Source organism: Tepidimonas taiwanensis (assembly GCF_020162115.1).
Lineage (GTDB): Bacteria > Pseudomonadota > Gammaproteobacteria > Burkholderiales > Burkholderiaceae_C > Tepidimonas > Tepidimonas taiwanensis.
The window spans coordinates 1,720,095-1,745,489 of the sequence record NZ_CP083911.1 but is presented as its reverse complement, the minus strand read 5'-3'; the positions used below and the strand labels follow the sequence as shown (position 1 = coordinate 1,745,489).

The following is a 25,395-nucleotide window of genomic DNA, read 5'->3' as shown; positions in this document are numbered from 1 at the left end:
GCGCACGGACGACAGGCGTACGGACGGCGGCGGGCAAATTGGCGGGCGCGTGGCGATCGAAACGACGCGACGCGCATGGAAAACGACGCAAGGCGCATGAAAAGCCGCGCTTCCCACAACGTTCAGTGAAAGTCGTGGCTGGCCACGGGCAGCGTGCCGAGCCGGTCGCTCCAGTCCTGTACGTGGCCGGCGATCAGGTGGCACACGGCGTGTTCGCCCTCTCCCTGGCGCTGCCACTGGCCGCGGATGGCCAGCAGCCGGCCGTGCCGCAGCGCCTGCGTGTGGCAGGCCTGCACGCCGCGCCAGACGATCACCTGCACGGTGCCGGTTTCGTCCTCCAGCGTCAGAAAGAGCACCCCGTTGGCCGTGGCGGGTTGCTGGCGCGTGATGACCAGCCCGCACGTGGCGACCAGCCGACCGTGTGGCTGTTCGCGCAGGCGTGCCGCCGACAGCCACGGTCCTGGGGGCAGGTCGGACCGCAGCAGCGCCAGCGGATGGGCGCGCAGGCTCAGGCCCGTGCCGGCGTAGTCTTGCCAGACATCCTCGCCCATTGGGGCGGGGGATGGTTGCCAATCGTCATCCAAGTCCGTTTTACTGATCCAGTACGAAAAAGTTTTGACTCTCCCGCAGCGTTCTGTGTTCACACGGAAAGCGGGGGACTCAAGACAAAACCGTGCCGGCGCAATAGCGGCTTCGGTGGATTCGGTGGGGGCGTCGCGTGAGGGGACGATGGTTGTGCAAGGGGCGCTGTGCGGCGTGACGTTCGTGGCCGCGCCGATCGCGACCGCGCTGATGGCCTTTGCGGCGGGAGGCTCCGCCACCGCCGCGCGCTCCAGTGCCAGTGGCGGTGACCAGCCGCTCACCGCCCACCACTGCACCCGCCGGTGACCCGCGAGCCCCTGCAGCGCGTCGGCGCGGGCGAGCGCCTGCAGCGCCGCGCGATCCAGCGCCGCGCGCCGGGCCAGATCGTCGACGTCGGCAAACGGCCGTTCCTGCCGCGCCGCCGCGATGTGCCGCGCGCTGGCCTCACCCAGCCCGTGCACCAGCCGCAGCCCCAGCCGCACCGCGGGCTGGGCCGGGTCGTCGCGGCGCGGCTCCAGCGTGCAGTCCCAGTCGCTGTGCCGCACGTCCACCGGGCGGACCTCGACGCCGTGGCGCCGCGCGTCCTGCACCAGTTGGGCGGGGGCGTAAAAGCCCATTGGCTGGGCGTTGATCAGGGCGGCGAGGAAGGCCGCCGGCTCGTGGCATTTGAGCCATGCACTGGCGTAGGCCAGCAGCGCAAAGCTGGCCGCGTGGCTCTCCGGAAAGCCGTACGAGCCAAACCCGCGGATCTGGCGCACGATCGCGTGGGCAAACGCGGCGTCGTAGCCACGTGCGGCCATGCCCTCCAGCAGCCGCTGCTCGAAGCGCTCGAGCTCGCCGCGGCGACGCCACGCGCCCATCGCGCGGCGCAGCGCGTCGGCTTCCTCGGCGGAAAAGCCGGCCGCCAGCATCGCGATCTGCATCACCTGTTCCTGAAAAATCGGCACGCCCAGCGTGCGCTCCAGTGCGGGGCGCAGGTCCTCGCGCGGCAACTGGAGGGGCTCGCCGCGGCGCTGGCGCTCGCGCGCGGCCAGATACGGGTGCACCATGCCGCCCTGGATCGGCCCCGGGCGCACGATGGCGACCTGCACCACCAGGTCGTAAAAGCACGCCGGGCGCAGCCGCGGCAGCATGCTCATCTGGGCCCGGCTTTCGATCTGGAACACGCCCACGGTGTCGGCACGCTGGATCATCGCGTAGGTGGCGGCGTCCTCGCGCGGGATGTCGGCCAGCGTCAGCGTCCGGCCGCGCCAGTGGCTGACCAGCCGCAGCGCCCCGTGCAGCGCGCTCAGCATCCCCAGCGCCAGCACGTCGACCTTGAGCAGCCCCAGGGCGTCGATATCGTCCTTGTCCCACTCGATGACGGTGCGCCCCGGCATGGCGGCGGGCACTACCGGCACGGTGTGGGTCAGCGGCTCGCGCGTGAGCACGAAGCCGCCCGTGTGCTGCGAGCGGTGGCGCGGCGCGCCGACGAGCGCCTGCGCCAGCGTCAGCCAGCGCTGCACCGCGGGGTCGTCGGCGCGCAGGCCCGCCGCGGCGAGCGCGCTGGCGTCGAGGTCTCGCGGCTCGTGGCGGCGGCACTGGCGCGCCAGCGCGTCCACGGCTTCGGGGGGGAAGCCCAGCGCCTTGCCCACGTCGCGGATGGCGCTGCGGCCCTGCCAGCGGATCAGGCTCGCGGCGAGTGCCGCACGATCGCGTCCGTATTTGGCGTAGAGGTACTGAATGACCTCTTCGCGGCGCTGGTGCTCGAAGTCGACGTCGATATCGGGCGGCTCGGCGCGCGCGCGGCTGATGAAGCGCTCGAACAACAGCGTGTGCTGGCTCGGGTCCACTTCGGTGATGCCCAGGCAATAGCACACGGCCGAGTTGGCCGCCGAGCCGCGGCCCTGGCACAGGATGTCGCGCGCGCGCGCAAAGCGCACGATGTCGTGCACGGTCAAAAAATAGTGCTCGTAGCGCAGCTCGGCGATCAGCGCCAGCTCGTGTTCGAGCTGGGCCTGCACGCGCGGCGGCACGCCGCCGGGGTAGCGCCGCCGGGCGCCGTCCTGGACCAGCGCGCGCAGGTGTTGCGTCGGCGTGAGGCCCTCGGGGACGACCTCGGGCGGGTATTCGTAGCGCAGCTCGTCCAGGCGGAACGTGCAGCGCGCGACGATCTCGCGTGTGGCGTCGATGAGCGCCGGGGCAAAGCGCCGCCGCCAGCGCGCCAGCGGCCACAGGTGCGCGTCGGCGTTGGCGCTGAGCGCCAGCCCGCACGCCGCCAGCGGACGCTGCAGCCGGATGGCGGTGAGCGTGTCCAGCAGCGGCTGTTCGTCGGGGCGGGTCATGCGCACGGGCGGCGCGGCGACCGCGGGAACACCGGTGCGCCGCGCGGCCGCGACCAGCCGCGCCTGCCACGCCGCGTCGTCGAGCCGGCCTTCGGCGGTGACGCCCAGCCAGACCCGATCCGGCCCGCGCGCGCGCAGCCAGTCCAGCACAGCGGCCAGCGCCGCGTCCCACGCCACATCGTCCGCCAGCGGCAGCGCCCAGGCCCACGGTACGGCCATCAGCAGGCAGCCCGGCAGCTCCGGCGCCTCGGCGGCGTCGGCGTGGGTGGGCAGCGCCTGTGCGTCATCGGGCAGCGGCGCTCCATCACCGCGCTGGCGCAGGCGGCTGATCCAGGCGCTGAGCGCTCCGTAGCCGGTGCGGTCGGCGGCCCAGGCCACCAGCGTCAATCCCCCGCCGGGCAGCGCCGGCCAGCGCAATCGCCAGTGGCTGCCCACGAGCAGCGGCAGGGCGCAGCGGCGCGCCGCCACGTGCGCCTGCACCACGCCGCCCAGGGTGTTTTCGTCGGTCAGCGCCAGCGCGGCGTAGCCAAGGTCGTGCGCACGCTGCACCAGCGCCTCGGGGCTGGCGCTGGCGCGCAAAAAGCCGTAGTGGCTCTGCACGTACAAAGCCGCGGGGGCACCTGTGTCGGTGCCGCGTCGCGGAGTCATGCGTACACCCCGGCGACTTCCCACGGCCCCCAGGTGCCGTCGCCGGATACGCGCGTGCGCTGCAGCCACCAGCAGCGGCCATCGGGCGTCGTGGCCACACACACGAGGCGCTCTACCGGCGCGTCCCACCAGCCGGTGGCCACGCGCTGGGGAGCCAGCAGCCGGCGCAGCGGCTGGCCGTCGAGCCGTGGACGTCCGGCCGCGTCCTCGCTCAGGCAATGCGGCTGCGGCAACCACCACGGCGGCTCCCAGTGGCTGGCCCGTACAACATGGCGGTGGGCTGCCGATGCCGTCTGGGGCTTCGGCCGGGCATCGGTTGCCGCGTTGCCGCTGCGCACCGGCTGCCAGCGCTGCCGCTGCACCGGGTCTCCGTGGGGAATCAGCGTCACCTGTTGCACCCGCTCGGCTCCCAGCCGGGCCGAGAGGCGCTCCAGCAGCGCGTCCCACGGCAGCGCGTCGGCCCCCGGCTGGCCCGGCAGCAGCCCCGCGGTGTCCGGCACCCACGGCGCGGTTTGCAGCGTCTGCAGCCACACGCCTTCGACGGCGTCATTCAGTCGGGTGCGCGCCAGCGCCTCCTGCACCAGCGCGCGCAGCAGGCCGAGGTCTTGTAGCGGCCGGCGGTGCTGGAAGTGCAACGCCGCCTCGGGCGGCTGGCCCTGCCAGCCCAGCCGCCAGCGCAGCACACCCCATTGCCGCTGGCGCAGCCAGTGGCACAGCCGCACGAGCAGCCGCTGCGCGGCAAAGCCCAGTGCTGCGGCGTCCGTGGTCGGCGCGGGCAGCGTGACCGTGTCCTCGAACACCGGGGTGGCCGTCCATGGCGACAGGGGCTGCGGCGCATGGCCGTACAAAGCGTCCAGCGCCACCAGCAGGGCAGGAGCGGTGCGGCGCGCCAGCGCGGCACGCGGGCAGCGGCGCAGCGCCCCCAGCGTGCGCAGCCCCGCGGCGGCCAGCACCTCGCGGTGGGGTTCCGTGGCGTCCAGCCGCTCGATCGGCAGTGCATCGAGCCGTGCCCGCCAGTCGGCGCCCAGCGCACAGCGCCAGCCACCATCGGGCGGGGTGTCGCGCGCCAGCGCCAGCGCCGCCAGCGCCGTCGGGGCCACCCCGATGCGCGGCCAGCCGCGCGCGGCGGCTTCCGTGCGCAGCCGCTGCAGCAGTGCCACACGTCCGCCGAACAGGCGCGCGCTGGCCGACAGCTCGATGACCCAGCCCCCGCCCAGCGGGGCCGGCTGCGGGCCGTAGCGGGCCAGCCACGGCCCGGCCTCAGGTGCCGACGAGCCGCAGCCGCTCAGGCACGCGAACCACAGGGGTGTCGGGGGCATCGGTGTTCTGCTTCTCATCGTCGTCGGCGCACGGGTGCGTGAGCCGCGTCAGCGGCAGCGGGGCGCGCAGGCGCAGCGGCCCCGGCAGCGGAGGGCCGCGCCGCTTGTGCACGTGCACGGTCACGCCGTCGGCGTCGCTGTCCAGCAATTCCAGCCGCAGTACCGCCGCCGACGTCGCCAAACCGCGGGTGGCGTCGAGGCTGGCCAGCACCAGCGGGGCTGGCCACGCACCGGGCCGCGTGGCGTCACGCCGGCTGGCCGCCGCCGCGAGTTGCAGCCGCCGCATCGCCGCGCCCGTCGGACGCCGCCAGTGCACCCAGCACGCGGCCACATCCGGGCAGCGCAGCACCTGCTCGGCGGCCCACAGTGCCTGGGCGTCGTCGTCTGGCGTAAGCCGCAGCAGCCGCTCGGGCGCGATCCCGTGCGCCGCCCACACCGCGGCGTGCGGCAGCAGCGGCAGCCCGATCAACACCACCGGGCCTTGTGCCGCGGCGGCGCGTAGCGCCGGCTGCCACAGCCGCCACGGCAGGGCATGGGCCGACGGCACTGTGCATTCGACGACCGCGCCCAGCGGCCACCCCCCGCCGGGCAGCGCGGCGTCCAGCGCCGGCCAGCCCGTGGGGGTGACGGGCTGGTCCGCGGGGGCGACCTGATTGGCCCACCAGACATCGGTGCGGGGCAGCGGCAGCGACATGCCAATACTGTACAAAAAAACAGTATTGGTGTCGCGCGGTGGGCCCAACGGTGTGTCCGGCCCGCGGCACGCCGTCCGTCCACCCGCCGGACGGTCGCCGACACGTTGCCCCGTCCGAGAAGGAAAGCCCTACAATGGGCTCGTTGTCGCGTGGCCGACAGCCGGTGCGTGGCGCTCGTCGCGGCGCGGCGGTGGCACGGGGCAACATCTCTTGCGTTTGTGTTCCAAGGAAAGTCATGTCTGGATTCGAGTTGGCTGGGAATGTTGTGATCGACTTCCTCGCCCAGGGGCTGACCGCCGCCCCGTGGTGGCAGATCGTTCTGTTCACCCTGGTGATGACGCACATCACCATCGTCAGCGTCACGCTGTTTCTGCACCGCCACCAGGCGCACCGCGCGCTGGACCTGCACCCGGTGGTGTCGCACTTCTTCCGCTTCTGGCTGTGGTTGACCACCGGCATGGTCACCAAGGAGTGGGCCGCCATCCACCGCAAGCACCACGCCAAGTGCGAGCAGGAGGGTGACCCGCACAGCCCGCAGGTGTTCGGCATCCGCAAGGTGTTCTGGGAAGGCGCCGAGCTGTACCGTACCGAAGCCAAGAACGAAGAGACCCTGCGCCGCTACGGCCACGGCACGCCGGACGACTGGATCGAGCGGCACCTGTATACGCGCCACTCGCGCCTCGGGGTGAGCCTGATGCTGATCCTGGACGTGGCGCTGTTCGGCGCGGCGGGGCTGGCCGTGTGGGCCGTGCAGATGGTGTGGATCCCGTTCTGGGCCGCCGGGGTCATCAACGGCATCGGGCACTTCTGGGGTTACCGCAATTTCGAGTCGCCCGACGCCAGCACCAACGTCTTTCCGTGGGGCATCGTGATCGGCGGCGAGGAGCTGCACAACAACCACCACACCTACCCGACGTCGGCCAAGTTCTCGGTCAAGCCGTATGAATTCGACATCGGCTGGGTCTATATCCAGGCGCTGGCCAAGCTGGGGCTGGCCCGGCCGAAGAAGGTCCCGCCGAAGCTGGCCTTCGGCGACGTCAAGCCCGTGCCGGACGAGCAGACGCTGGAGGCGATCGTCGCCAACCGCTACGAGATCATGGCGCGCTACGCCCGCGAAATGCGCGCGGCAATCCGCGCCGAGTGGGACGCGCTGCGCGCGCAGGTCGGGGACGAATCGCTGCTGAAGCTCGCGCGCCGCTGGCTCCACCGGGACGAAGACAAGGTGCCGCCGGCCGTGCGCGAACGGCTGCAGCGCCTGCTGGCCAGCGCGCCGACGCTGGCGCAGATGCACGCGATGCGCGAGGAGCTGCGGCAGCTGTGGTCCAACACGGCGCTGACGCGCGAGCAGATGGCACGCGAGCTGCAGGCGTGGATCGAGCGCGCCGAGCGCAGCGGCATCCAGGCGCTGCGCGATTTTGCCCAGCGGCTGCGGGCGGCGCGCCTGTCGGCACCGGTGGCGGCCTGAACCGGACGCCCGGCAATCCCGCCGGGCCATGAACCGCCGCCATGAACGGCCGATAACGCCGGGCCATAAAAAAACCGCCAGCACGGCTGGCGGTTTTGTTTTGGGAAACATCCGCGCGGCCGGCGCTGCCGACCGCTCGTGGGCTCACTTGAGCTTGGTTTCCTTGTACTCGACGTGCTTGCGCGCGACCGGGTCGTACTTCATGAACGACAGCTTGTCGGGCGTCGTCTTCTTGTTCTTGGTCGTGGTGTAGAAGTGGCCGGTCCCCGCGGTGGATTCCAGCTTGATCTTTTCGCGTCCGCCTTTGGCAGCCATGATGAACTCCTATCGGTGATCAGGCCTGACCGCGCGCACGCAGGTCGGCCAGCACGGCATCGATGCCGACTTTGTCGATCAGGCGCAGCGCCGCGCCCGAGACGCGCAGACGCACCCAGCGGTTTTCGCTCTCGACCCAGAAACGGCGGGTTTGCAGGTTCGGCAGGAACCGGCGCTTGGTTTTGTTGTTGGCGTGGGAGACGTTGTTTCCCACCATGGGCTTCTTGCCCGTGACTTCGCACACGCGTGCCATGTGGCCACTCCAGTTATAAAACAAGCCGCCCCGGGGCATCCCCCAGGGCCGCACCTCATCCGCGTCCTGTGTTGTGCCGCCTGCCACCGGTGGAGTGCCTGATTCGAAGGTTCAATTCAAGCCCGGTGGACGGCTCCGGCTCGCGGATGGCCCATTGCTGCCCACGTGCCAAGCCGGCGATGCCGGCGTGGCGAATCGGCAACAAACTGAGCATTATAGCGGATAACGCTGGCCGCGCCCCGAAGCGCGGTGGTCGCGTGGATGGGGTGCCGGACAAATGGTGGCAGCGGCGGCGCATGGGGGAGCAGGGCACTCGCGCCTCCCGGTAGCGATTGCGCGCCGCATTGGCTTCTCTGCGACCGCGGGGGCAGGTGGCCTAACCGCGTGCCGCCGCCGCGCTTGCCCTGCACCGGCTCGCGAGGGGCGGTCAGCCCGTCTGCTGTTCCAGAAAGCGCTGCGCGTCCAGCGCAGCCATGCAGCCGGTGCCGGCGCTGGTGATGGCCTGCCGGTAGACGTGATCGGCGACGTCACCGGCCGCGAACACGCCGGGCACGCTCGTCATCGTGGCAAAACCGTCCTGCCCGCTACGGGTGACGATGTAGCCGTCCTTCATCGCGAGCTGCCCTTGGAAGATCTGTGTGTTGGGGCTGTGACCGATCGCGATGAACACCCCCTGCAGCGCGATGTCCTCGGTCGCACCGCTTTGCACGTGGCGCACGCGCACACCGGTCACACCGGTGGCGTCGCCCAGCACCTCGTCGAGCACGTGCCAGAGCTTGAGCTCGATCTTGCCCTCGCGCACCTTTTCCATCAGCTTGTCGACCATGATGGCCTCGGCGCGGAAGGTGTCACGGCGGTGGATCAGCGTGACCTTGCGCGCGATGTTGGCCAGGTACAACGCTTCCTCGACGGCGGTGTTGCCGCCGCCGACCACACACACGTCCTGCCCGCGGTAGAAGAACCCGTCACAGGTGGCGCAGGCGCTCACGCCCTTGCCCATGTACGCCTCTTCGGAGGGCAGGCCCAGGTACTTGGCCGATGCGCCGGTGGCGATGATCAGCGCGTCGCAGGTGTAGGTGCCGCTGTCGCCGGTCAGGGTGAACGGACGCTGGCCCAGATCGACCGTGTGGATGTGGTCGAAGACGATCTGCGTCGCAAAGCGCTCGGCGTGCTGCTGGAAGCGCTGCATCAACTCCGGGCCCTGGACCCCGTGCACGTCGGCCGGCCAGTTGTCGACCTCGGTGGTGGTCATCAGCTGCCCGCCCTGGGCCAGGCCGGTGATGAGCACGGGCTTGAGGTTGGCGCGGGCGGCGTAGATGGCGGCGGTGTAGCCGGCGGGGCCGGAGCCGAGGATGAGGACACGGGCGTGGATCGTCATGCGCCGCATTGTACGTAGCCCCCGGGTGCCCCGCGCCGTGCCCGGCCTTCCGGCCTCGGACGCCGGCGGTTGTGACGGTTGTGACGGCGGTGTTGATGGCAGGACGGTAACGCACCCCGATCCGGCGCGCAGAAGCTTCCTATTCCCGCAGTGCTTTGTGCCTTCGACAGAAGCGGGGGACGTACGACTCAGCCGTGGCACCGCGATCACGTGGTCTGCGGGATCCCGGTCGGTGCCAACAAGCGGCCCATCCCACGGTAAGCTAGGGGGTGTTGCCACGTGCGTCCGTCATTTTTTCCATGAGCCGATCCGCCAACGTCCTCAACGCCGATCTCTCCGTGCCCGTGCGGGGGTGGCAGCGCTTCGCGCAGGAGATCGCGCTGCTGCTCGGGGCGGTGGCACTGGGGTTCTGGCTGCTCGCGATGCTGAGCCACGACCCGGCCGATCCGGCGTGGTCCACGTCCGGCACCGGCGTCGGGGTGCGCAACTGGGGCGGGCGGCTTGGCGCATGGGTGGCCGATATCGGGTACTACGTGTTCGGGGCGTCGGTGTGGTGGCTGGTCCTCGCGGCGGGGCGGGCGTGGCTGGCCGGCCTGGCCCGCTGGTTGCGCGCGGGGGCACCGCGCACCGAGGCGCCAGTCCCGGCGCCCCGCTCCGGGTGGCAAACGGCCGCGACCGTGGTCGCGCTGGTGGGGCTGATGCTCGCCAGCGCCGTGCTGGAGTGGAGCCGCATGACGCGCTGGGACGGTTGGCTGCCGGGGCACGTTGCCGGTGGCGTGGTCGGTGGTCTGGTCGGGCCGTGGGCGCTACGCTGGCTCGGCGAGACCGGCTCGGCGCTGGTCGCGCTGGGGGTGTGGGCGGTCTGTCTGGCGTGGGTGATGCGCTTTTCCTGGGCCGACGTGGCCGAGCGCATCGGCGCGGCGGTGGAAGGGGCCGTGTTGCGCTGGCGCGCGCAGCGCGAGCGCGACGAGGATTTGCGCATCGGCCGTCAGGCGGCGCGCGAGCGTGGGCGCGGCGCGGCCGCCGCCCATCCGGCGACGGCGGCGGCACGCGAGCCGCGCTGGGACGAGCCCCCCGCCGCGGCTGGCCGGGACGAAACCCCGCCGGTCAAGTCGGCCTCGTCCGAGGAACCGGGGGGCGCGGCGGCGGCTGCCGAAGGGCGCTCGGAACGGGGCAAGGCCGCGCCGGCGCCGCGCGTTCACATCGAACCGGCGGCCGCCGCCGTGGAGCCCAGTGCGCGCGCCCTCCAGGAAAAACAAAAGCCGCTGTTTGCCGAAGCCGAGTCGCCACTGCCGCGGCTGGACCTGCTGGACCCGCCGTCGCGTCAGGCCGCCACCGTCGCGCCCGAAACACTGGAGATGACCAGCCGCCTGATCGAGAAAAAGCTCGCCGACTTCGGCGTCGAGGTGCAGGTGGTGGCCGCGCAACCCGGGCCCGTGATCACGCGCTACGAGATCGAACCGGCCACCGGCGTCAAGGGCTCGCAGATCGTCAACCTGGCCAAGGATCTGGCCCGGTCGCTGTCGCTGGTGTCGATCCGCGTCATCGAGACCATCCCGGGCAAGAGCCTGATGGCGCTGGAGTTGCCCAACGCCCGGCGCCAGACGATCCAGTTGAGCGAAATCCTGGGCTCGCAGGTGTATCACGAAGCGAAGAGCCTGCTGACCCTGGGGCTGGGCAAGGATATCGCCGGCCACCCGGTGGTGGCGGATCTGGCCAAGATGCCGCACTGCCTGGTCGCGGGCACCACCGGCTCGGGCAAGTCGGTCGGCATCAACGCGATGATCCTGAGCCTGCTCTACAAGGCCGAGCCGAAGGACGTGCGGTTGCTGCTGATCGACCCGAAGATGCTCGAGCTCAGCGTCTACGAGGGCATCCCGCACCTGATCGCGCCGGTCGTCACCGACATGAAGCAGGCCGCCAACGGACTGAACTGGTGCGTGGCCGAGATGGAGCGGCGCTACCGCCTGATGAGCAAGCTCGGCGTGCGCAACCTGGCGGGCTACAACGCCAAGATCGACGACGCCGCGGCGCGCGGCGAGTCGATTCCGAACCCGTTCAGCCTGACGCCGGAGGCACCGGAGCCGCTGCAGCGGCTGCCTTACCTCGTGGTCGTGATCGACGAGCTCGCCGACTTGATGATGGTGGTGGGCAAGAAGATCGAAGAGTTGATCGCGCGGCTCGCGCAAAAGGCCCGTGCCGCCGGCATCCACCTGATCCTGGCCACGCAGCGCCCGAGCGTGGACGTGATCACCGGGCTCATCAAGGCCAACATTCCGACGCGCATCAGCTTCCAGGTCAGCAGCAAGATCGACAGCCGCACCATCCTCGACCAGATGGGGGCGGAGGCGCTGCTCGGCATGGGGGACATGCTCTACCTGCCCTCGGGGGCGGGGCTGCCGACGCGCGTGCATGGCGCGTTCGTCAGCGACGACGAGGTGCACCGCGTGGTCGCGTTCCTCAAGGAACGCTACGGCGAGCCGGACTACCTCGACGACGTGCTGGAGGCCCCTGCAGGTGAAGGCTTCGGCGGCCCTGATGGCGCAGGCGACGGCAACGCCGGCGGCGAGAAGGACCCGCTGTACGACCAAGCGGTGGCCATCGTGCTGCAGGACCGCAAGGCCAGCATCAGCTATGTGCAACGCAAGCTCAAGATCGGTTACAACCGCGCCGCGCGGCTGCTGGAGGACATGGAAAAAGCGGGGCTCGTGAGCGCGCTGACGGCCAGCGGCCAGCGCGACATCCTTGTCGGGGGGCGCCCGGAATGAGCCCGCGCATCCGCTCCGGCGTTGGCGGGGAACCCGGCGCCCGTCTGCGACTCCCTGTGGGCATGATGCAGCGACGAATCACACTGCTCGCGCTTACCGCCCTACTGGGTGCGCTGGCGTGGCCCGCGGCCCGGGCACAGGGCCCGGCGCTGCGCGCGCTGGAGGCGTTTCTCGCCGGGGTGCAGCAGGGCCGTGCCACCTTCACCCAGACCGTGACCGCGCCGCTGCGCGACGGCGAAGCCGCGCCGCGCACGCGCACCAGCCGTGGCGAGTTCGCCTTTCTGCGGCCGGACCGCTTTCGCTTCCACTACACCCACCCGTTCGAGCAGCTCATCGTCGCCGACGGGCAGACGCTGTGGCTGTACGACCCGGACCTGAACCAGGTGACCGCGCGCCGGCAGGCGGAGGCACTGGCCAACACGCCGGCCGCGTTGCTCGCGTCGGCACCGGACCTGCGGGCGGTGCGGCAGGTGTTCACGCTCGCCGAAGGGGAGCCGCGCGACGGGCTGGACTGGGTGGAGGCCGTGCCGCTGGGGCGCGATGGCCAGGTGCAGCGCATCCGCATCGGTTTCCGTCAGGGGCAGCTCGAGGTGTTGGACATCCTGGACAGCTTCGGTCAGCGCTCGGTGCTGCGCTTCGGCCCGCTGGAGCGCGCGGCGGGCCTGACGGCGGCCAGTTTTCGCTTTCAGCCACCGGCTGGGGCCGACGTGCTGCGTCCCTGAGGCGCGCGGGCGACGCTGCACCGGTTGCCGGGTTTGGGGGTCAGGTGCAGTGGTCAGGCGCGCAGGGGCAGGGCGGCCCCCACGGCCATGAACACCCCGCCACACGCCTGATTGAAGCGCCGCCCCACCCGACGCAGCCACGGTGTCAGGCGTGACGCGGTGCTGGCGATCAGCACTTCGGTGGCCACCTCGATCGCCGCGAACGTGCCGGCCATGATCACGAACTGCCCCCAGAGGCTGCGGTGCGGGTCGATGAACTGGGGTAGAAAGGCTGCGAAGAAGAGCAGCCCCTTGGGATTGGTCACCGCCGACAGCAGGCCCTGACGGGCCATCGACGCGCCCGAGCGCTGCTCGCTGCGGGCCTGGATGTCCATCCCGATCGGGGGCGAGCGCCAGACCTGGATGCCGAGAAACACCAGGTACAGGCCCCCCACCCACTTCATGACCGTGAGCCAGACCAGCGAGGTCTGCAGCAGCGCGCCGATGCCGAACATCGACAGCGCGATGACGATCACGAAGCCTAACGCGCCGCCGGCGATGGTGTAGAGCGTGCGCCGACCGCCGTACAGCGCCCCGTGCGTCAGCGCCAGCAGGCCGTTGGGGCCGGGCGACAACGACAGGCCCAGCGCAGCCAGAGTGTAGAGTAGCCACGTCTCGAGAGCCATGCTTGCATCATGCCACCGCCACGGGCGCGGTCAACTGGCAGGGATCCGCTGCGCGACAATCCCGTCATGGCTGTCTCCCTCCCCGTTCCCCTGGCCGAGCGATTGCGACCCCGCACCTTGGGCGAGGTCATCGGCCAGGCCCATCTGCTGGGGCCCGGCATGCCGCTGCGGCTGGCGTTCGAAAGCGGCCGCCCGCACAGCTGCATCCTCTGGGGGCCGCCCGGGGTGGGCAAGACGACGCTGGCGCGCCTGATGGCGCAGGCGTTTGACGCGCAGTTCATCGCGATCAGCGCGGTGCTCGGTGGCGTCAAAGACATCCGCGACGCGGTCGAGCGCGCGCAGGCCGCGCGCGAGGGGCTGCATCCGCAACCGACCATCGTCTTTGTCGACGAGGTGCACCGCTTCAACAAGGCGCAGCAGGATGCCTTCCTGCCGCACGTGGAAAGCGGGCTGTTCACCTTCGTCGGCGCCACGACAGAAAACCCCAGCTTCGAGGTGAACGCGGCGCTGCTGTCGCGCGCCACCGTGTACGTGCTGCAGCCGCTGACCGAGGCCGAGCTGCAGACCCTGATCGATCGGGCGCTGGCCACCGGCGAGGTCCCGACGCTGGACGCCGCGGCGCGCGCCCGGCTGGTGGCGTATGCGGACGGCGACGCGAGGCGGCTGCTCAACACACTGGAGACCGTGGCGGTGACCGCGCGCGCGCAGGGGCGCGACGCGATCGACGACGCGTGGCTCCTGCACACGCTCGGCGAGCGGCTGCGCCGCTACGACAAGGGTGGGGAGCAGTTCTACGACACGATCAGCGCGCTGCACAAGAGCGTGCGTGGCTCGGACCCGGACGCTGCGCTGTACTGGTTCGCCCGTATGCTCGACGGTGGGGTGGACCCGCGCTATATCGCGCGGCGCCTGATCCGCATGGCCAGCGAAGACATCGGATTGGCCGATCCGCGCGCGCTGCGCCTGGCGCTCGACGCCACCGAGGTGTACGAGCGCCTGGGCAGTCCGGAGGGCGAACTCGCGTTGGCCGAGGCGCTGGTGTACCTCGCGGTGGCACCCAAGAGCAACGCGGTGTACCGCGCGTACAAGGCGGTGCGCACCTTCGTGGCGCGCGATGGCACCCGGCCGGTGCCGCTGCACCTGCGCAATGCCCCCACGGCGCTGATGAAGCAGCTCGACTACGGCAAAGGTTACCGCTACGCGCACGACGAACCCGACGCCTTTGCCGCGGGGGAGGACTATTTCCCGCCCGGGGTGCAGCCGCCTCCGTTTTACGAACCCGTGCCGCGGGGGCTGGAAATCCGCATCGGCGAGCGGCTGACCGAGCTGCGGCGGCGCAACGCCGAGGCGCGCGGACATGGCGCGGCGGCCGGCCCATCGCCCGGGGGCGACGAAAAGCATTAGCGAATCTAATGCTAGTCGAATCTGATTGATCCGGCTATTGCGATGCCCGCCACCGGCCCGCGAACCTCAGGGTAAACCCGCAGGTGTTCTCCCCGACCTAGGGCAAACACGCACCCGCCGTCGAAGACCCCTTCGCTACAATCCGCCCACCCGAACCCGCCCCAATGGCCCGACACGGACCGGCGCTGGCGGGTTTTTTGCTAACCCGTTCGGCCAGCAGCCGCAGGGGTTGGTGGTTCCACACAACGGAGATCTCTCATGGATGTTTTGCTACAGCAGATCATCAACGGTCTGGTGCTGGGCAGCATGTACGCGTTGGTGGCGCTTGGCTACACCATGGTGTACGGCATCATCGGGCTGATCAACTTCGCCCACGGTGACGTGCTGATGGTGGGGGCGCTCACGAGCTGGACGATCATCGCCCAGGCGCGTGACGCGATGCCGGGCATGCCGGGCTGGGCGGTGCTGATCCTGGCGGCGCTGATCTCGATGCTGGTCTGTGCGGTGCTCAATTTCTCGATCGAGAAACTCGCCTATAAGCCGCTGCGCAACTCCCCGCGTCTGGCACCGCTGATCACCGCGATCGGCATGAGCATCCTGCTGCAGACGCTGGCGATGATCATCTGGAAGCCGGCGCCGAAGTCCTACCCGACGCTGCTGCCGAGCGAGCCGTTCAACCTCGGGGGCGCGGTGATTTCGCCGACGCAGGTGGCGATCCTGGCCACGACGGCGATCGTGCTGTCGCTGCTGATGTTCGTCGTCAACAAAACCAACCTGGGCCGCGCGATGCGCGCCACCGCCGAAAACCCGCGCGTCGCGGCGCTGATGGGCGTCAAGCCCGACGTGGTGATTTCCGCCACCTTCGTCATCGGCGCGATGCTGGCGGCCATCGCCGGCATCATGTGGGCGTCGAACTACGGTACCGTGCAGCACTCGATGGGCTTCATGCCCGGCCTGAAGGCCTTCGTTGCCGCGGTGTTCGGGGGCATCGGCAACCTGGCCGGCGCGGTCGTCGGGGGCATTTCGCTCGGCCTGATCGAGTCGCTCGGGGCCGGTTATCTCGGGCCGCTGACCGGCGGCTTCCTGGGCAGCCAGTACTCGGACATCTTTGCCTTCATCGTGCTGGCCATCGTGCTGATCTTCCGTCCGTCCGGGCTGCTGGGCGAGCGGGTGGCGGATCGCGCCTGACGCACCGGGACAGGAGACGCTGACATGAGCCAATCGTCCAACAAGTCCAAACTGATCGCGTTTGCGCTGGCGGCCATCGGGCTGCTGGTGCTGCCGCTGCTGCTGCAGGCCACGGGCAGCAACTCGTGGGTGCGCATCGTCGACATCGCGTTGCTGTACGTGATGCTGGCGCTGGGCCTGAACATCGTGGTCGGCTACGCCGGCCTGCTCGACCTCGGCTTCATCGCGTTTTTTGCCGTCGGGGCGTATCTGTACAGCCTGCTGGCATCCAGCCACCTGGCCGACAACTTCCCCGCGATCGCGGCGATGTTCCCCAACGGTATTCACCTGAGCTTCTGGATCGTGATCTTCCTCGCGGCGGTGCTCGCTGGGATGACCGGTCTGATGCTGGGCTACCCGGTGCTCAAGCTGCGCGGCGACTACCTCGCGATCGTGACGCTGGGCTTCGGCGAGATCGTGCGCATCTTCATGCTCAACCTCGACCGCCCCATCAACATCACCAACGGCCCCAAGGGCATCGCCGGGGTGGATGCGGTGACGGTGTTCGGCCACAACATGGGGCAGCGGCTCACCGTCTCGCTCGGTGACTGGTCGTACACGTTCGAGTCGGTGACGCTGTACTACTACCTGATTCTGTTCTTCGTCGTGATGACGGTCATCGTCGCGCACCGCATGGGCAACTCGCGCATCGGCCGTGCCTGGATGGCCATCCGCGAGGACGAAATTGCCGCCAAGGCGATGGGGATCAACACGCGCAACCTCAAGCTCGCGGCGTTTGGCTCCAGTGCGACGTTCGGGGGGATCGCGGGCGTGCTGTTCGCGTCGCTGATGCGCGGCGTGTATCCGGAGTCGTTCGTGCTGATGGAGTCGGTGATGATCGTCGCGATGGTGGTGCTGGGTGGCCTGGGGCACATCCCCGGCGTCATCCTCGGCGCGCTGCTGCTGGCCGGCCTGCCGGAGCTGTTGCGCCACCTCGCCGGTCCGTTGCACCACCTGACGGACGGGCGGCTGGCGCCGGAAATCCTGCGTCAGCTGCTGATCGCGCTGGCGATGATCATCGTGATGCTGCTGCGTCCGCGCGGCCTGTGGCCCGCGCCCGAGCACGGCAAGGCCCTGAGCAAGTGAGGAGCGCGACATGACCGATACGATTCTGAAAGTCAGCGGCGTCTCCAAGCGCTTCGGCGGCCTGCAGGCGCTCTCCGACGTCGGCATCCAGATCCAGCGTGGCCAGGTCTATGGCCTGATCGGCCCCAACGGCGCCGGCAAGACGACGTTCTTCAACGTGATCACGGGGCTGTACACGCCCGACAGCGGCACGTTCGAGCTCGGTGGCAAGCCGTATGTCCCCACCGCCGTGCACGAGGTGGCCAAGGCGGGTATTGCCCGCACATTCCAGAACATCCGGCTCTTTGCCGAGATGACGGTGCTGGAAAACGTGATGGTCGGCCGGCACGTGCGCACGCGCACCGGGCTGATCGGCGCGATCCTGCGCACCCCCGGCTTCAAGGCCGAGGAAAAGGCCATCGCCGAGCGCGCGATGGAGCTGCTGGAGTACGTCGGTATCGCCAAGTACGCCGACTACAAGGCGCGCACGCTCTCGTACGGCGACCAGCGGCGCCTCGAGATCGCGCGGGCACTCGCCACCGACCCGCAGCTCATCGCGCTGGACGAGCCGGCGGCCGGCATGAACGCCACCGAGAAGGTGCAGTTGCGCGAGCTGATCGACCGCATCCGCCGCGACGGGCGCACCATCCTGCTCATCGAACACGACGTCAAGCTCGTCATGGGCCTGTGCGACCGCGTCACGGTGCTGGACTACGGTAAGCAGCTCGCCGAAGGCACGCCCGCCGAGGTGCAGCGCAATCCCAAAGTGATCGAGGCCTACCTGGGCACCGGAGGACACTGAAAATGGCCAACACCCTGTTGAAAGTCACGGGCCTGAAGGTCTCGTACGGCGGCATCAAGGCCGTCAAAGGCGTCGATCTGGAGGTGCGCGAGGGCGAGCTCGTCACGCTCATCGGCTCCAACGGTGCCGGCAAGACGACGACGATGAAGGCCATCACCGGCATGCTGCTGGCCGAGGCCGGCGACATCGTCTACCAGGGGCGCAGCATCCGCGGCATGGGGTCGTGGGACCTGGTCAAGCTGGGCCTGGTGATGGTGCCGGAGGGTCGGGGGGTCTTCACACGCATGACCATCACCGAAAACCTGCTGATGGGCGCCTACGTGCGCACCGACAAGGCGGGCATCGAGGCCGACATCGAGCGCATGTTCGCGCTGTTTCCGCGCCTGAAAGAACGGCGCGACCAGCTCGCCGGCACCATGTCCGGCGGCGAGCAGCAGATGCTGGCGATGGCGCGCGCGCTGATGGCGCGACCCAAGCTGCTGCTGCTCGACGAGCCGTCGATGGGCCTGTCGCCGATCATGGTCGACAAGATCTTCGAGGTCGTGCGCGACGTGCACGCGCAGGGCATGACGGTGCTGCTGGTCGAGCAGAATGCCCGCCGCGCGCTGCAGGTGGCCGACCGCGGCTACGTGATGGACTCGGGTGAGATCCTGATGACCGGCGAGGCCAAGGCAATGCTGGACGACCCGAAGGTGCGCGCCGCGTACCTGGGCGAAGCCGCCACCGCCTGAGCAGCGGGCCGCCCGGCGTGTGTCGGGCCCCGCCACCTACAATAACGGGCTTTGCGCACCGGTGCCGCAAGGCCCGTTTTTCGTTGCCGACGCCATGACCACCCAGCCCCCGACCGAACCGACCCCCGCCGACGCCCACGCGGACAGCCCGCTGATCGCCGAGCGCCGCGAGAAATTGCGGGCGTTGCGTGCCGCAGCCCAGCAGGGCGGGCCGGTGGCATTCCCCAACGATGTGCGCCCGCAGCACACGGCCGAGGGACTGCAGGCCGAGTACGGCCACATGAGCAACGAGCTGCTGGAGCCGCTGCAGGCGCGCGTGAGCGTGGCCGGGCGCATGATGCTCAAGCGTGTGATGGGCAAGGCGAGCTTCGCGACCATCCAGGACGCCTCCTTCGGGCCCACCGGTGGGCGCATCCAGCTCTACCTGACCAAGGATGCGCTGGGCGAGGCGACCTACGAGGCGTTCAAGCATTGGGATCTGGGCGACATCCTCTACGCCGAGGGCACGGTGTTCAAGACCCGCACCGGCGAGCTCTCGGTAAAGGCGGACCGGCTGCGACTGGTCGTCAAGAGCCTGCGCCCGCTGCCGGACAAGTTCCACGGCGTGCACGACCAGGAGCTGAAGTACCGCCAGCGCTACGTGGACCTGATGACCGACGTCGCGGCGCGCGAGCGCTTCGTCGCGCGCAGCCGCGCCGTCACCGCGCTGCGCGAGGTGATGGTGAGCAACGGCTTTCTGGAGGTGGAAACGCCGATGCTGCACCCCATCCCCGGGGGGGCCAACGCGCGGCCGTTCGTCACCTACCACCACGCGCTGGATCAGGAGATGTACCTGCGCATCGCGCCGGAGCTGTATCTGAAGCGCCTGCTGGTTGGCGGGTTCGACCGCGTGTTCGAAATCAACCGCAACTTCCGCAACGAGGGGATCAGCGTCCGCCACAACCCCGAGTTCACGATGATGGAGTTCTACGCCGCGTACTGGAACCACGCGGACATGATGGCCTACACTGAGCGGCTCATCCGCCAGGTGGCGCATGCGGTGTGCGGGGGCGGGCGGCTCGTCTATCAGGGGCGTGACGTCGATCTGGACGCGCCGTTCGAGCGCCTGACCATCCGCGAGGCGATCCTGCGCCACACCGACGCGGGCGAGCGCGTCGACGATCCCGAGTGGCTGCGGACGCAGTTGCGTCGCCTCGGCGTCGATCCGGTGAAGGAGCGGCTGGACAGCCGCAGCCTGGCCGGGCTGCAGGTGCTCTATTTCGAGGAGACGGTGGAGGACAAGCTCTGGCAGCCGACCTTCATCTGCAACCACCCGACCGAAATCTCGCCGCTGGCGCGTGCCAGCGACACCGACCCCACCATCACCGAACGCTTCGAGCTCTACATCACCGGGCGCGAGGTCGCCAACGGCTTCTCGGAACTCAACGACCCGGAAGATCAAGCGGCGCGCTTCCACGCCCAGGTCGCCAACAAGGACGCCGGCGACGACGAGGCGATGTACTTCGACGCCGACTACATCCGCGCGCTCGAGTACGGCATGCCGCCCGCGGGCGGCTGCGGCATCGGCATCGACCGGCTGGTCATGCTGCTGACCGACAGCGCCAGCATCCGCGACGTGATCCTCTTCCCGGCGCTGCGCCGGGAGGGTTGAGGGCGCTGACGCTTCGCGGCCGCTTTGTCGGCTGGCGTGAAACGCGCCGTGCCCTGTTAGCGTCGCCCACGTGCTAGGATAGTTGCGCCGCACGTGGCGGATCATGCTGCGCAGCCGAAGGGAACCCGAATGCATCGCCTGGATCCGGATACCGAGCGGGCCGCGCGCCAGTTCCTCGACCGCATCCGCGGCCGGTACGATCTGGCGGGTGCCATCGTTTACGGGAGCCGCGCCCGTGGAAATCCACGGCCGGACAGCGACGTGGATCTTGCGGTCATCCTGCGCGGGGAACGCCGGCGCACCCTGCCCATCAAGCTCGACATGGCCGATGCGGCCTTTGATGTCCTGCTGGCAACGAACGTCTTGATTTCGCCGTTGCCCGTGTGGCTGGACGAGTGGGAGCACCCGGATACCTTCTCCAATCCGGCGCTGCTGCGCAATATCGAGCGCGAGGGCGTGCCGCTGTGACCGCCGACAACCCCGCCACCACTGCGTTGATCCGCAAGGCAAAAACGGCCTTGGCCTCTGCTGAGGCGCTGTTCGCGCTGGGGGATGTGGACGGTGCGGTCAACCGGGCCTACTACGCGATGTTCGATGCGGCCCGCGCCGCGCTATTGGGTGTGGATGGCGGCATGGACCCCTCCGTCGCACGGACGCACAGCGGCCTCATCGCCATCTTCGGCCAGCGGTTGGTCAAGGGCGGGCACGTGAAACCCGAACTGGGCCGCTGGCTCAACCGGGCGCACGAAATCCGCATGGTTGCGGACTACGGTGGCGAGGCCGTGCAGCCGGAGGACGCCCACACCCTGATTGGCCAGGCCGCCACTTTTGTCGAGGCGATGGCTGCGTTGCTGGAATCCCGCGCGGCCTGAAGCGACCGGTCACGCCGCGTACGCTTCCAGCGCCTTGCGCAATTTTTTTAGCGCCGCCGCTTCGATTTGGCGGATGCGCTCGGCGCTCACGCCATACTCATGGGCCAGCTCCTGCAGCGTCGCGCCGCCGCTGCCGTCGTCGTTGACCTGCAGCCAGCGCGCGGTGACGATGCGGCGCGAGCGCTCGTCGAGTTGCGCGAGCGCGCGCTCGATGCCTTCGCTGGCGAGCAGCTCGCGCTCGCGCGCCTCCAGCACCGCGGTCGGCTCGTGGCGGTGGTCGGCCAGGTAGGCGATCGGGCCGTGGGTGTCTTCGCCGTCGTCGCCCGGCAGCGGATCGAGCGCGACGTCGCCGCCCGACAGGCGGGTTTCCATCTCGATGACATCGTCACGGCTGACCTTGAGCTCGCGCGCGACGACGTCGATTTCGGCGTCGCTCAGGCGTTCGCGCACGGCATCCTCGTCGGCCGCGCCCGCGCGCAGGTCGCGCTTGAGCGCGCGCAGGTTGAAGAACAGCTTGCGCTGCGCTTTCGTGGTCGCGACCTTGACCATGCGCCAGTTGCGCAGGATGAACTCGTGGATCTCGGCCTTGATCCAGTGCACCGCGTAGCTCACGAGCCGCACGCCCTGCGCGGGATCGAAGCGCTTGACCGCCTTCATCAGGCCGATATTGCCCTCCTGGATCAGGTCCGCCTGCGGCAGCCCATACCCCAGGTACTGGCGCGAAATCGCTACCACCAGCCGCAGGTGCGACAGCACCAGACGCCCCGCGGCCTCCAGGTCGTGCTGCTCGCGCCAGCGGCGCGCGCAGTCGCGCTCCTCCTCGGCCGTGAGCATCGGGATGCGGTTGACCGCGCTGATGTACGCGTCCAGATTTCCCAGCGGCGGCAGCGTCAGCGACGTGCTCGACCACACCGGCGCGGGTACCGGCGCGGCGCTCGACAGGGCAGGGGTCATCGCGGTCATGGGGCCTCCTCTCCGGATCAGTGATTGTGTGTTCATATTAGCACTCTCTTTGATCGAGTGCTAACGGCGGGGTTCCCGCCTTCGCTTGGGGTTGCCCGGCGCCGGGGCAACCCTGTTACGATCGTCAGTTGGGCGCGAGGGGAGCGCTGCATCCAGGGGTTCAACGTGTCGACGACACCTCCACGTCAAACGGCCGACAAAATCCAGCGTATCGCCAGCATCTTGCTGTCCTTGGTGCCCAGCGACGGTCGAGCGGTTGGAAACGTGTGGCTGCGGCGCGAGATCGAGGCCCGGCTCGCCACCGACGGCCTGACGCTGAGCGAAGACGAATACTGGCAAGTCCACGGCACGCTGGTCGCACAGGGCGTATTGGTCAAAGGGCAGGGGCGTGGCGGCTCCGTGCGGCGTGCCGTGCCTGCGCCAGACGGCCATCCGGCCGAAATATCCGTGTCCGAAAGCCACTCTGCGCCACCGGACGACTTTGACCTGCGACCCGTGGAGGCGCCCGCGACGGCGACCACCGCCACGACACCCCGGCGGACCAGCACGGCCGGCCGCGCGGCTGTCGGCCGGCCGCCGCGCGGCGTGGGCGATGGACCAGCGCAAATCCTCTCCTACCGGCACGGCGACCGCCGCGTGAACAACCCTGAGGTGGGGATGGTCACCCCCGCCACCGACCCGGACGCGGGCAAAACCCGCTGGACCTACGACCCCCACCTCGACCCGGCGCTGCAGTTCGACCCGCAGCGCGCCCGCATCGAGGCGCTGATCGACGACGCGCTGGCGTCCGGCGACGCCGAGCGCATGCGCGCGGCCTTGCAGGAACTCAAGCGCCTGCAAGCGCCGTATCTCAATTGGGCGGGCAAGGCCGAACGCACCAGCTTCGAGGTCGACACCGTCTCCCTGCACGTGCACGAGCGCATCGACCCGATGAGCATCCTGGCCGCGGTGCGCAAGGCGATGAAGGGCGAAGGCAAGGTCCGGGGCGAGCAGTCATCCGGCCCCTTCCAATACGGGCTGTTCAACGCGCCGTTCGAAAACCTGCCGCTGCGTGACGCCATTGATTTCTACCGGCACGAAAAAGGCTGGGCCAACCGCCTGATCGCCGGCGACAGCCTGCTGGTGATGAACAGCCTGCTGCAAAAGGAGAGCATGCGCGGTCGGGTGCAGATGATCTACATCGATCCGCCCTATGGCATCAAATACGGTAGCAACTTCCAGCCCTTCGTCAACCGGCGGGACGTGAAAGACCGCAACGACGAAGATCTGACGCAGGAACCCGAACAGATCCGCGCGTTCCGCGACACCTGGGAGCTGGGCATTCACTCCTACCTGACCTATCTGCGCGACCGGCTGTTGCTCGCGCGCGAGCTGTTGCACGAATCCGGCAGCATCTTCGTGCAGATTTCTGATGAAAATGTCCATCATGTTCGGGAACTGATGGATGAGATTTTTGGAATAGATAATTTTTATGCGCAGATAAATTTCAGAAGCATGTCCCCTTTAGGCCAAGCGGGGCTCGCATCTGTATATGACTACATCGTGTGGTACGCGAAGGACAGGTCGAGGACTAAATATCGACCGATATATCGTGCCCGTGAGATTGAGGATGAGCCTGAATTTTGCTTCCTTGACAGCGGTGGCGGAATTTTCAAGAAGATCGGCAAGGAAGAAATAGCAGAGCTAAACGCAGAGGCAAGACAAAGAATTTTCAAACGCTCGGTGCTTACCTCATCTGGATATACGCCTTCATGCACGTATGTGTTTGATGCTCTCGGTGATAGCCACTCCCCGCTTAGCGGAAAGAGTTGGCGAACACATCATGACGGCATGGCTCGACTAGTTAAGGCTAATAGGCTCGTCATCTTAGGCAGCAATCCTTATTTTCGCCAATTTCATTCGGATTTTGGTCTAGTACAACTTGAGAACTCATGGATTGATACTGCTGCTGGTTACAGCGATCAAAAGGTCTACGTAGTCCAAACATCTGACCGTGTTATTGAACGCTGTCTATTGATGACCACCGACCCCGGCGATCTGGTGCTCGACCCGACCTGCGGCTCCGGTACCACCGCTTTCGTTGCCGAGAAATGGGGCCGACGCTGGATCACTTGCGACACCTCGCGCGTGGCGGTCACACTCGCCAAGCAGCGGTTGATGACGGCGAGCTACGACTATTACGAGCTCAAGTACCCGCACGAGGGGCTCAAAGGCGGCTTCATCTACAGAGCACAGCCTTACATCACCCTCAGTACTATTGCTAATAACCAGGAAATCGACGCGATCTACGATCGCATGCACCCGGCGATCGAGGCGGCGCTGGCCGATCTCAACGCCGCGCTGCGTGCCGCGCCGCCAGCGCCCTACGTGGTGACGGAAGGCGGGCGCAAGGGCAAGGCCGTCGATTTTTCGCTGCCGGCGAGCAAAAAGGAAACCCTGCCTTGCGGCGACGAGGTGATGGCCGGCGCCCTGCTCGAATGGGAGGTGCCGTTCGACTTCCCGGCCGACTGGCCGGAAGCGGCCCGCGCCGCCTTCGAGGCCTTTCACGCCGCGCGGCAGGCGATGCAGCGCGCGATGGATGCGTCGATCGCCGCCCACGCGGATCAGGAGCTGCTCTACGACCAGCCGGCGGTGGCCAAAAACAAGCTGCGCATCACCGGGCCGTTCACCGTGGAGGCGGTGCCCTTCCCGACAGTGAAATCGCTCGACGAGCCGCTCGGGCCGGCGCAGGCCGACGCAAGCGTCGCGCGGCTGGGCGAGAGCGGTCGGCAACACCAATGGCGCGACGAGCTGCTGAAGACCGGCATCCGTGGCGGGGGCGGTCAGGTGTTGCGCTTCGCCGACCTGGAGCCGCTGCCCAGCGACCCCGCAATCCGCTACCTGCATGCGGCGGGGCACCTGGATTCCGGCGAGCGGGTGGTGGTGAGCTTCGGTCCCGAGCACGCGGCGCTGGAGCAGCGACAGGTGGCGCACGCCCTGAACGAGGCCGGCACGCTCTTTCCGCTGCCGAAGATGATCGTGTTTTGCGCCTTCGCCTTCGACCCGGAGGCGGCCAAGGACATCGACGCGATCCGCGGCATCACGGCGCTCAAGGCGCAGATGAACCCGGACCTGCTGACCGAGGACCTGAAAAGGGCGCGCGCCAGCAACCAGAGCTTCTGGCTCATGGGGCAGCCCGAGGTGGAGGTGCGCCGCCGCCGGGACGGCCTGTACGAGGTCGAGGTGCACGGTTTTGATTATTTCGATACCGTCAAGGGCGAGTTGGTCTCGGGCGGCAAAAGCAAGATCGCGATGTGGTCGCTCGACACCGATTACGACGACCGCTCGCTGTTTCCGCGCCAGGTGTTCTTCCCGATGGCGGGCAAGGGCGAGGGTTGGGAGAAACTCAAAAAGAACATCCGCGCGGAGCTGGACGAAGCCAAACTGCAGGCGTTCCACGGCACGGTGAGCCTGCCATTCGCGGCCGGCGATCATCGCAAGATCGCGGTGAAGATCGTCGACGATCGGGGAATCGAGTCGCTGAAGGTAATGCTGTTGAAGGATTGA

The 25,395-nt window shown here is 68.8% G+C and carries 20 protein-coding genes; 12 read left to right on the top strand and 8 right to left on the bottom strand.

The annotated features are described in order from the left end of the window. Window positions 1-122 precede the first annotated feature (122 nt). The 3 genes from LCC91_RS08175 to LCC91_RS08165 are packed head-to-tail and all read right to left on the bottom strand — an operon-like array spanning window position 123 to window position 5,567. The gene (locus LCC91_RS08175; protein ID WP_052231392.1) at window positions 123-3,554 is read right to left on the bottom strand and encodes an error-prone DNA polymerase; all 3,432 of its coding nucleotides are present in this window, start codon (window positions 3,552-3,554) and stop codon (window positions 123-125) included. Next, on the bottom strand, window positions 3,551-4,873 hold the full coding sequence (locus LCC91_RS08170; RefSeq protein ID WP_043698880.1) for a Y-family DNA polymerase: 1,323 nt from the start codon (window positions 4,871-4,873) through the stop codon (window positions 3,551-3,553). Before LCC91_RS08170 ends, LCC91_RS08175 begins: the two co-directional genes overlap by 4 nt. After that, window positions 4,815-5,567, bottom strand: a complete 753-nt coding sequence (locus LCC91_RS08165) for a hypothetical protein (protein WP_052231391.1) — start codon at window positions 5,565-5,567, stop codon at window positions 4,815-4,817. Before LCC91_RS08165 ends, LCC91_RS08170 begins: the two co-directional genes overlap by 59 nt. 236 nt (window positions 5,568-5,803) lie before the next feature. Here LCC91_RS08165 and LCC91_RS08160 point away from each other — a divergent pair, with 236 nt between their 5' ends. Next, window positions 5,804-7,033, top strand: a complete 1,230-nt coding sequence (locus LCC91_RS08160) for a DesA family fatty acid desaturase (protein WP_043698879.1) — start codon at window positions 5,804-5,806, stop codon at window positions 7,031-7,033. A 144-nt stretch (window positions 7,034-7,177) separates the two neighbouring features. On the opposite strand, the gene rpmG is transcribed toward LCC91_RS08160, so the two are convergent. From rpmG to trxB, 3 genes are all read right to left on the bottom strand, one after another. Beyond that, window positions 7,178-7,348, bottom strand: a complete 171-nt coding sequence (gene rpmG / locus LCC91_RS08155) for a 50S ribosomal protein L33 (protein WP_043698878.1) — start codon at window positions 7,346-7,348, stop codon at window positions 7,178-7,180. Between the two features lie 19 nt (window positions 7,349-7,367). After that, window positions 7,368-7,601: a 50S ribosomal protein L28 gene (rpmB, locus tag LCC91_RS08150; RefSeq protein WP_043698877.1), complete on the bottom strand. Its 234-nt coding sequence runs from the start codon at window positions 7,599-7,601 to the stop codon at window positions 7,368-7,370. Window positions 7,602-8,028: 427 nt separating this feature from the next. Continuing rightward, a complete protein-coding gene (gene trxB / locus LCC91_RS08145; protein WP_143897540.1) occupies window positions 8,029-8,979 on the bottom strand; it encodes a thioredoxin-disulfide reductase in 951 nt (316 codons plus the stop codon). Between the two features lie 299 nt (window positions 8,980-9,278). On the opposite strand from trxB, the gene LCC91_RS08140 reads away from it, so the two are divergent. Continuing rightward, window positions 9,279-11,747 (top strand): DNA translocase FtsK, encoded by a 2,469-nt coding sequence (locus LCC91_RS08140; RefSeq protein WP_043698872.1) that lies wholly within the window; start codon window positions 9,279-9,281, stop codon window positions 11,745-11,747. A 65-nt stretch (window positions 11,748-11,812) separates the two neighbouring features. Then, complete coding sequence (gene lolA, locus LCC91_RS08135; protein ID WP_043698920.1) at window positions 11,813-12,469, top strand: outer membrane lipoprotein chaperone LolA; 657 nt, start codon at window positions 11,813-11,815, stop codon at window positions 12,467-12,469. A gap of 53 nt (window positions 12,470-12,522) precedes the next feature. Here the strand turns inward: lolA and LCC91_RS08130 are convergent, their stop codons facing one another. After that, the gene (locus LCC91_RS08130) at window positions 12,523-13,134 is read right to left on the bottom strand and encodes a LysE family translocator (protein ID WP_043698869.1); all 612 of its coding nucleotides are present in this window, start codon (window positions 13,132-13,134) and stop codon (window positions 12,523-12,525) included. 66 nt (window positions 13,135-13,200) lie between these two features. On the opposite strand from LCC91_RS08130, the gene LCC91_RS08125 reads away from it, so the two are divergent. From LCC91_RS08125 to LCC91_RS08090, 8 genes are all read left to right on the top strand, one after another. Beyond that, a complete protein-coding gene (locus tag LCC91_RS08125) occupies window positions 13,201-14,538 on the top strand; it encodes a replication-associated recombination protein A (protein WP_052231390.1) in 1,338 nt (445 codons plus the stop codon). A gap of 258 nt (window positions 14,539-14,796) precedes the next feature. Continuing rightward, window positions 14,797-15,726 carry a branched-chain amino acid ABC transporter permease gene (locus LCC91_RS08120; protein WP_043698868.1) on the top strand — a complete coding sequence of 310 codons (930 nt, stop codon included), beginning with the start codon at window positions 14,797-14,799 and terminating at the stop codon, window positions 15,724-15,726. Between the two features lie 24 nt (window positions 15,727-15,750). After that, window positions 15,751-16,851: an ABC transporter permease subunit gene (locus LCC91_RS08115; RefSeq protein WP_043698865.1), complete on the top strand. Its 1,101-nt coding sequence runs from the start codon at window positions 15,751-15,753 to the stop codon at window positions 16,849-16,851. Between the two features lie 10 nt (window positions 16,852-16,861). Further along, complete coding sequence (locus LCC91_RS08110) at window positions 16,862-17,632, top strand: ABC transporter ATP-binding protein (protein WP_043698862.1); 771 nt, start codon at window positions 16,862-16,864, stop codon at window positions 17,630-17,632. Between the two features lie 2 nt (window positions 17,633-17,634). Then, window positions 17,635-18,363, top strand: coding sequence for an ABC transporter ATP-binding protein (locus tag LCC91_RS08105; protein ID WP_043698859.1), 729 nt, complete (start codon window positions 17,635-17,637; stop codon window positions 18,361-18,363). Between the two features lie 94 nt (window positions 18,364-18,457). Next, window positions 18,458-20,014 carry a lysine--tRNA ligase gene (gene lysS, locus LCC91_RS08100; protein WP_043698916.1) on the top strand — a complete coding sequence of 519 codons (1,557 nt, stop codon included), beginning with the start codon at window positions 18,458-18,460 and terminating at the stop codon, window positions 20,012-20,014. A gap of 129 nt (window positions 20,015-20,143) precedes the next feature. Beyond that, complete coding sequence (locus LCC91_RS08095; RefSeq protein ID WP_043698857.1) at window positions 20,144-20,482, top strand: nucleotidyltransferase domain-containing protein; 339 nt, start codon at window positions 20,144-20,146, stop codon at window positions 20,480-20,482. Beyond that, window positions 20,479-20,886 carry a HEPN domain-containing protein gene (locus tag LCC91_RS08090; protein ID WP_043698855.1) on the top strand — a complete coding sequence of 136 codons (408 nt, stop codon included), beginning with the start codon at window positions 20,479-20,481 and terminating at the stop codon, window positions 20,884-20,886. Before LCC91_RS08095 ends, LCC91_RS08090 begins: the two co-directional genes overlap by 4 nt. Before the next feature lie 9 nt (window positions 20,887-20,895). Here the strand turns inward: LCC91_RS08090 and rpoH are convergent, their stop codons facing one another. Beyond that, complete coding sequence (rpoH, locus tag LCC91_RS08085; protein ID WP_143897542.1) at window positions 20,896-21,849, bottom strand: RNA polymerase sigma factor RpoH; 954 nt, start codon at window positions 21,847-21,849, stop codon at window positions 20,896-20,898. Between the two features lie 165 nt (window positions 21,850-22,014). On the opposite strand from rpoH, the gene LCC91_RS08080 reads away from it, so the two are divergent. Beyond that, the gene (locus LCC91_RS08080; RefSeq protein WP_197052538.1) at window positions 22,015-25,395 is read left to right on the top strand and encodes a site-specific DNA-methyltransferase; all 3,381 of its coding nucleotides are present in this window, start codon (window positions 22,015-22,017) and stop codon (window positions 25,393-25,395) included.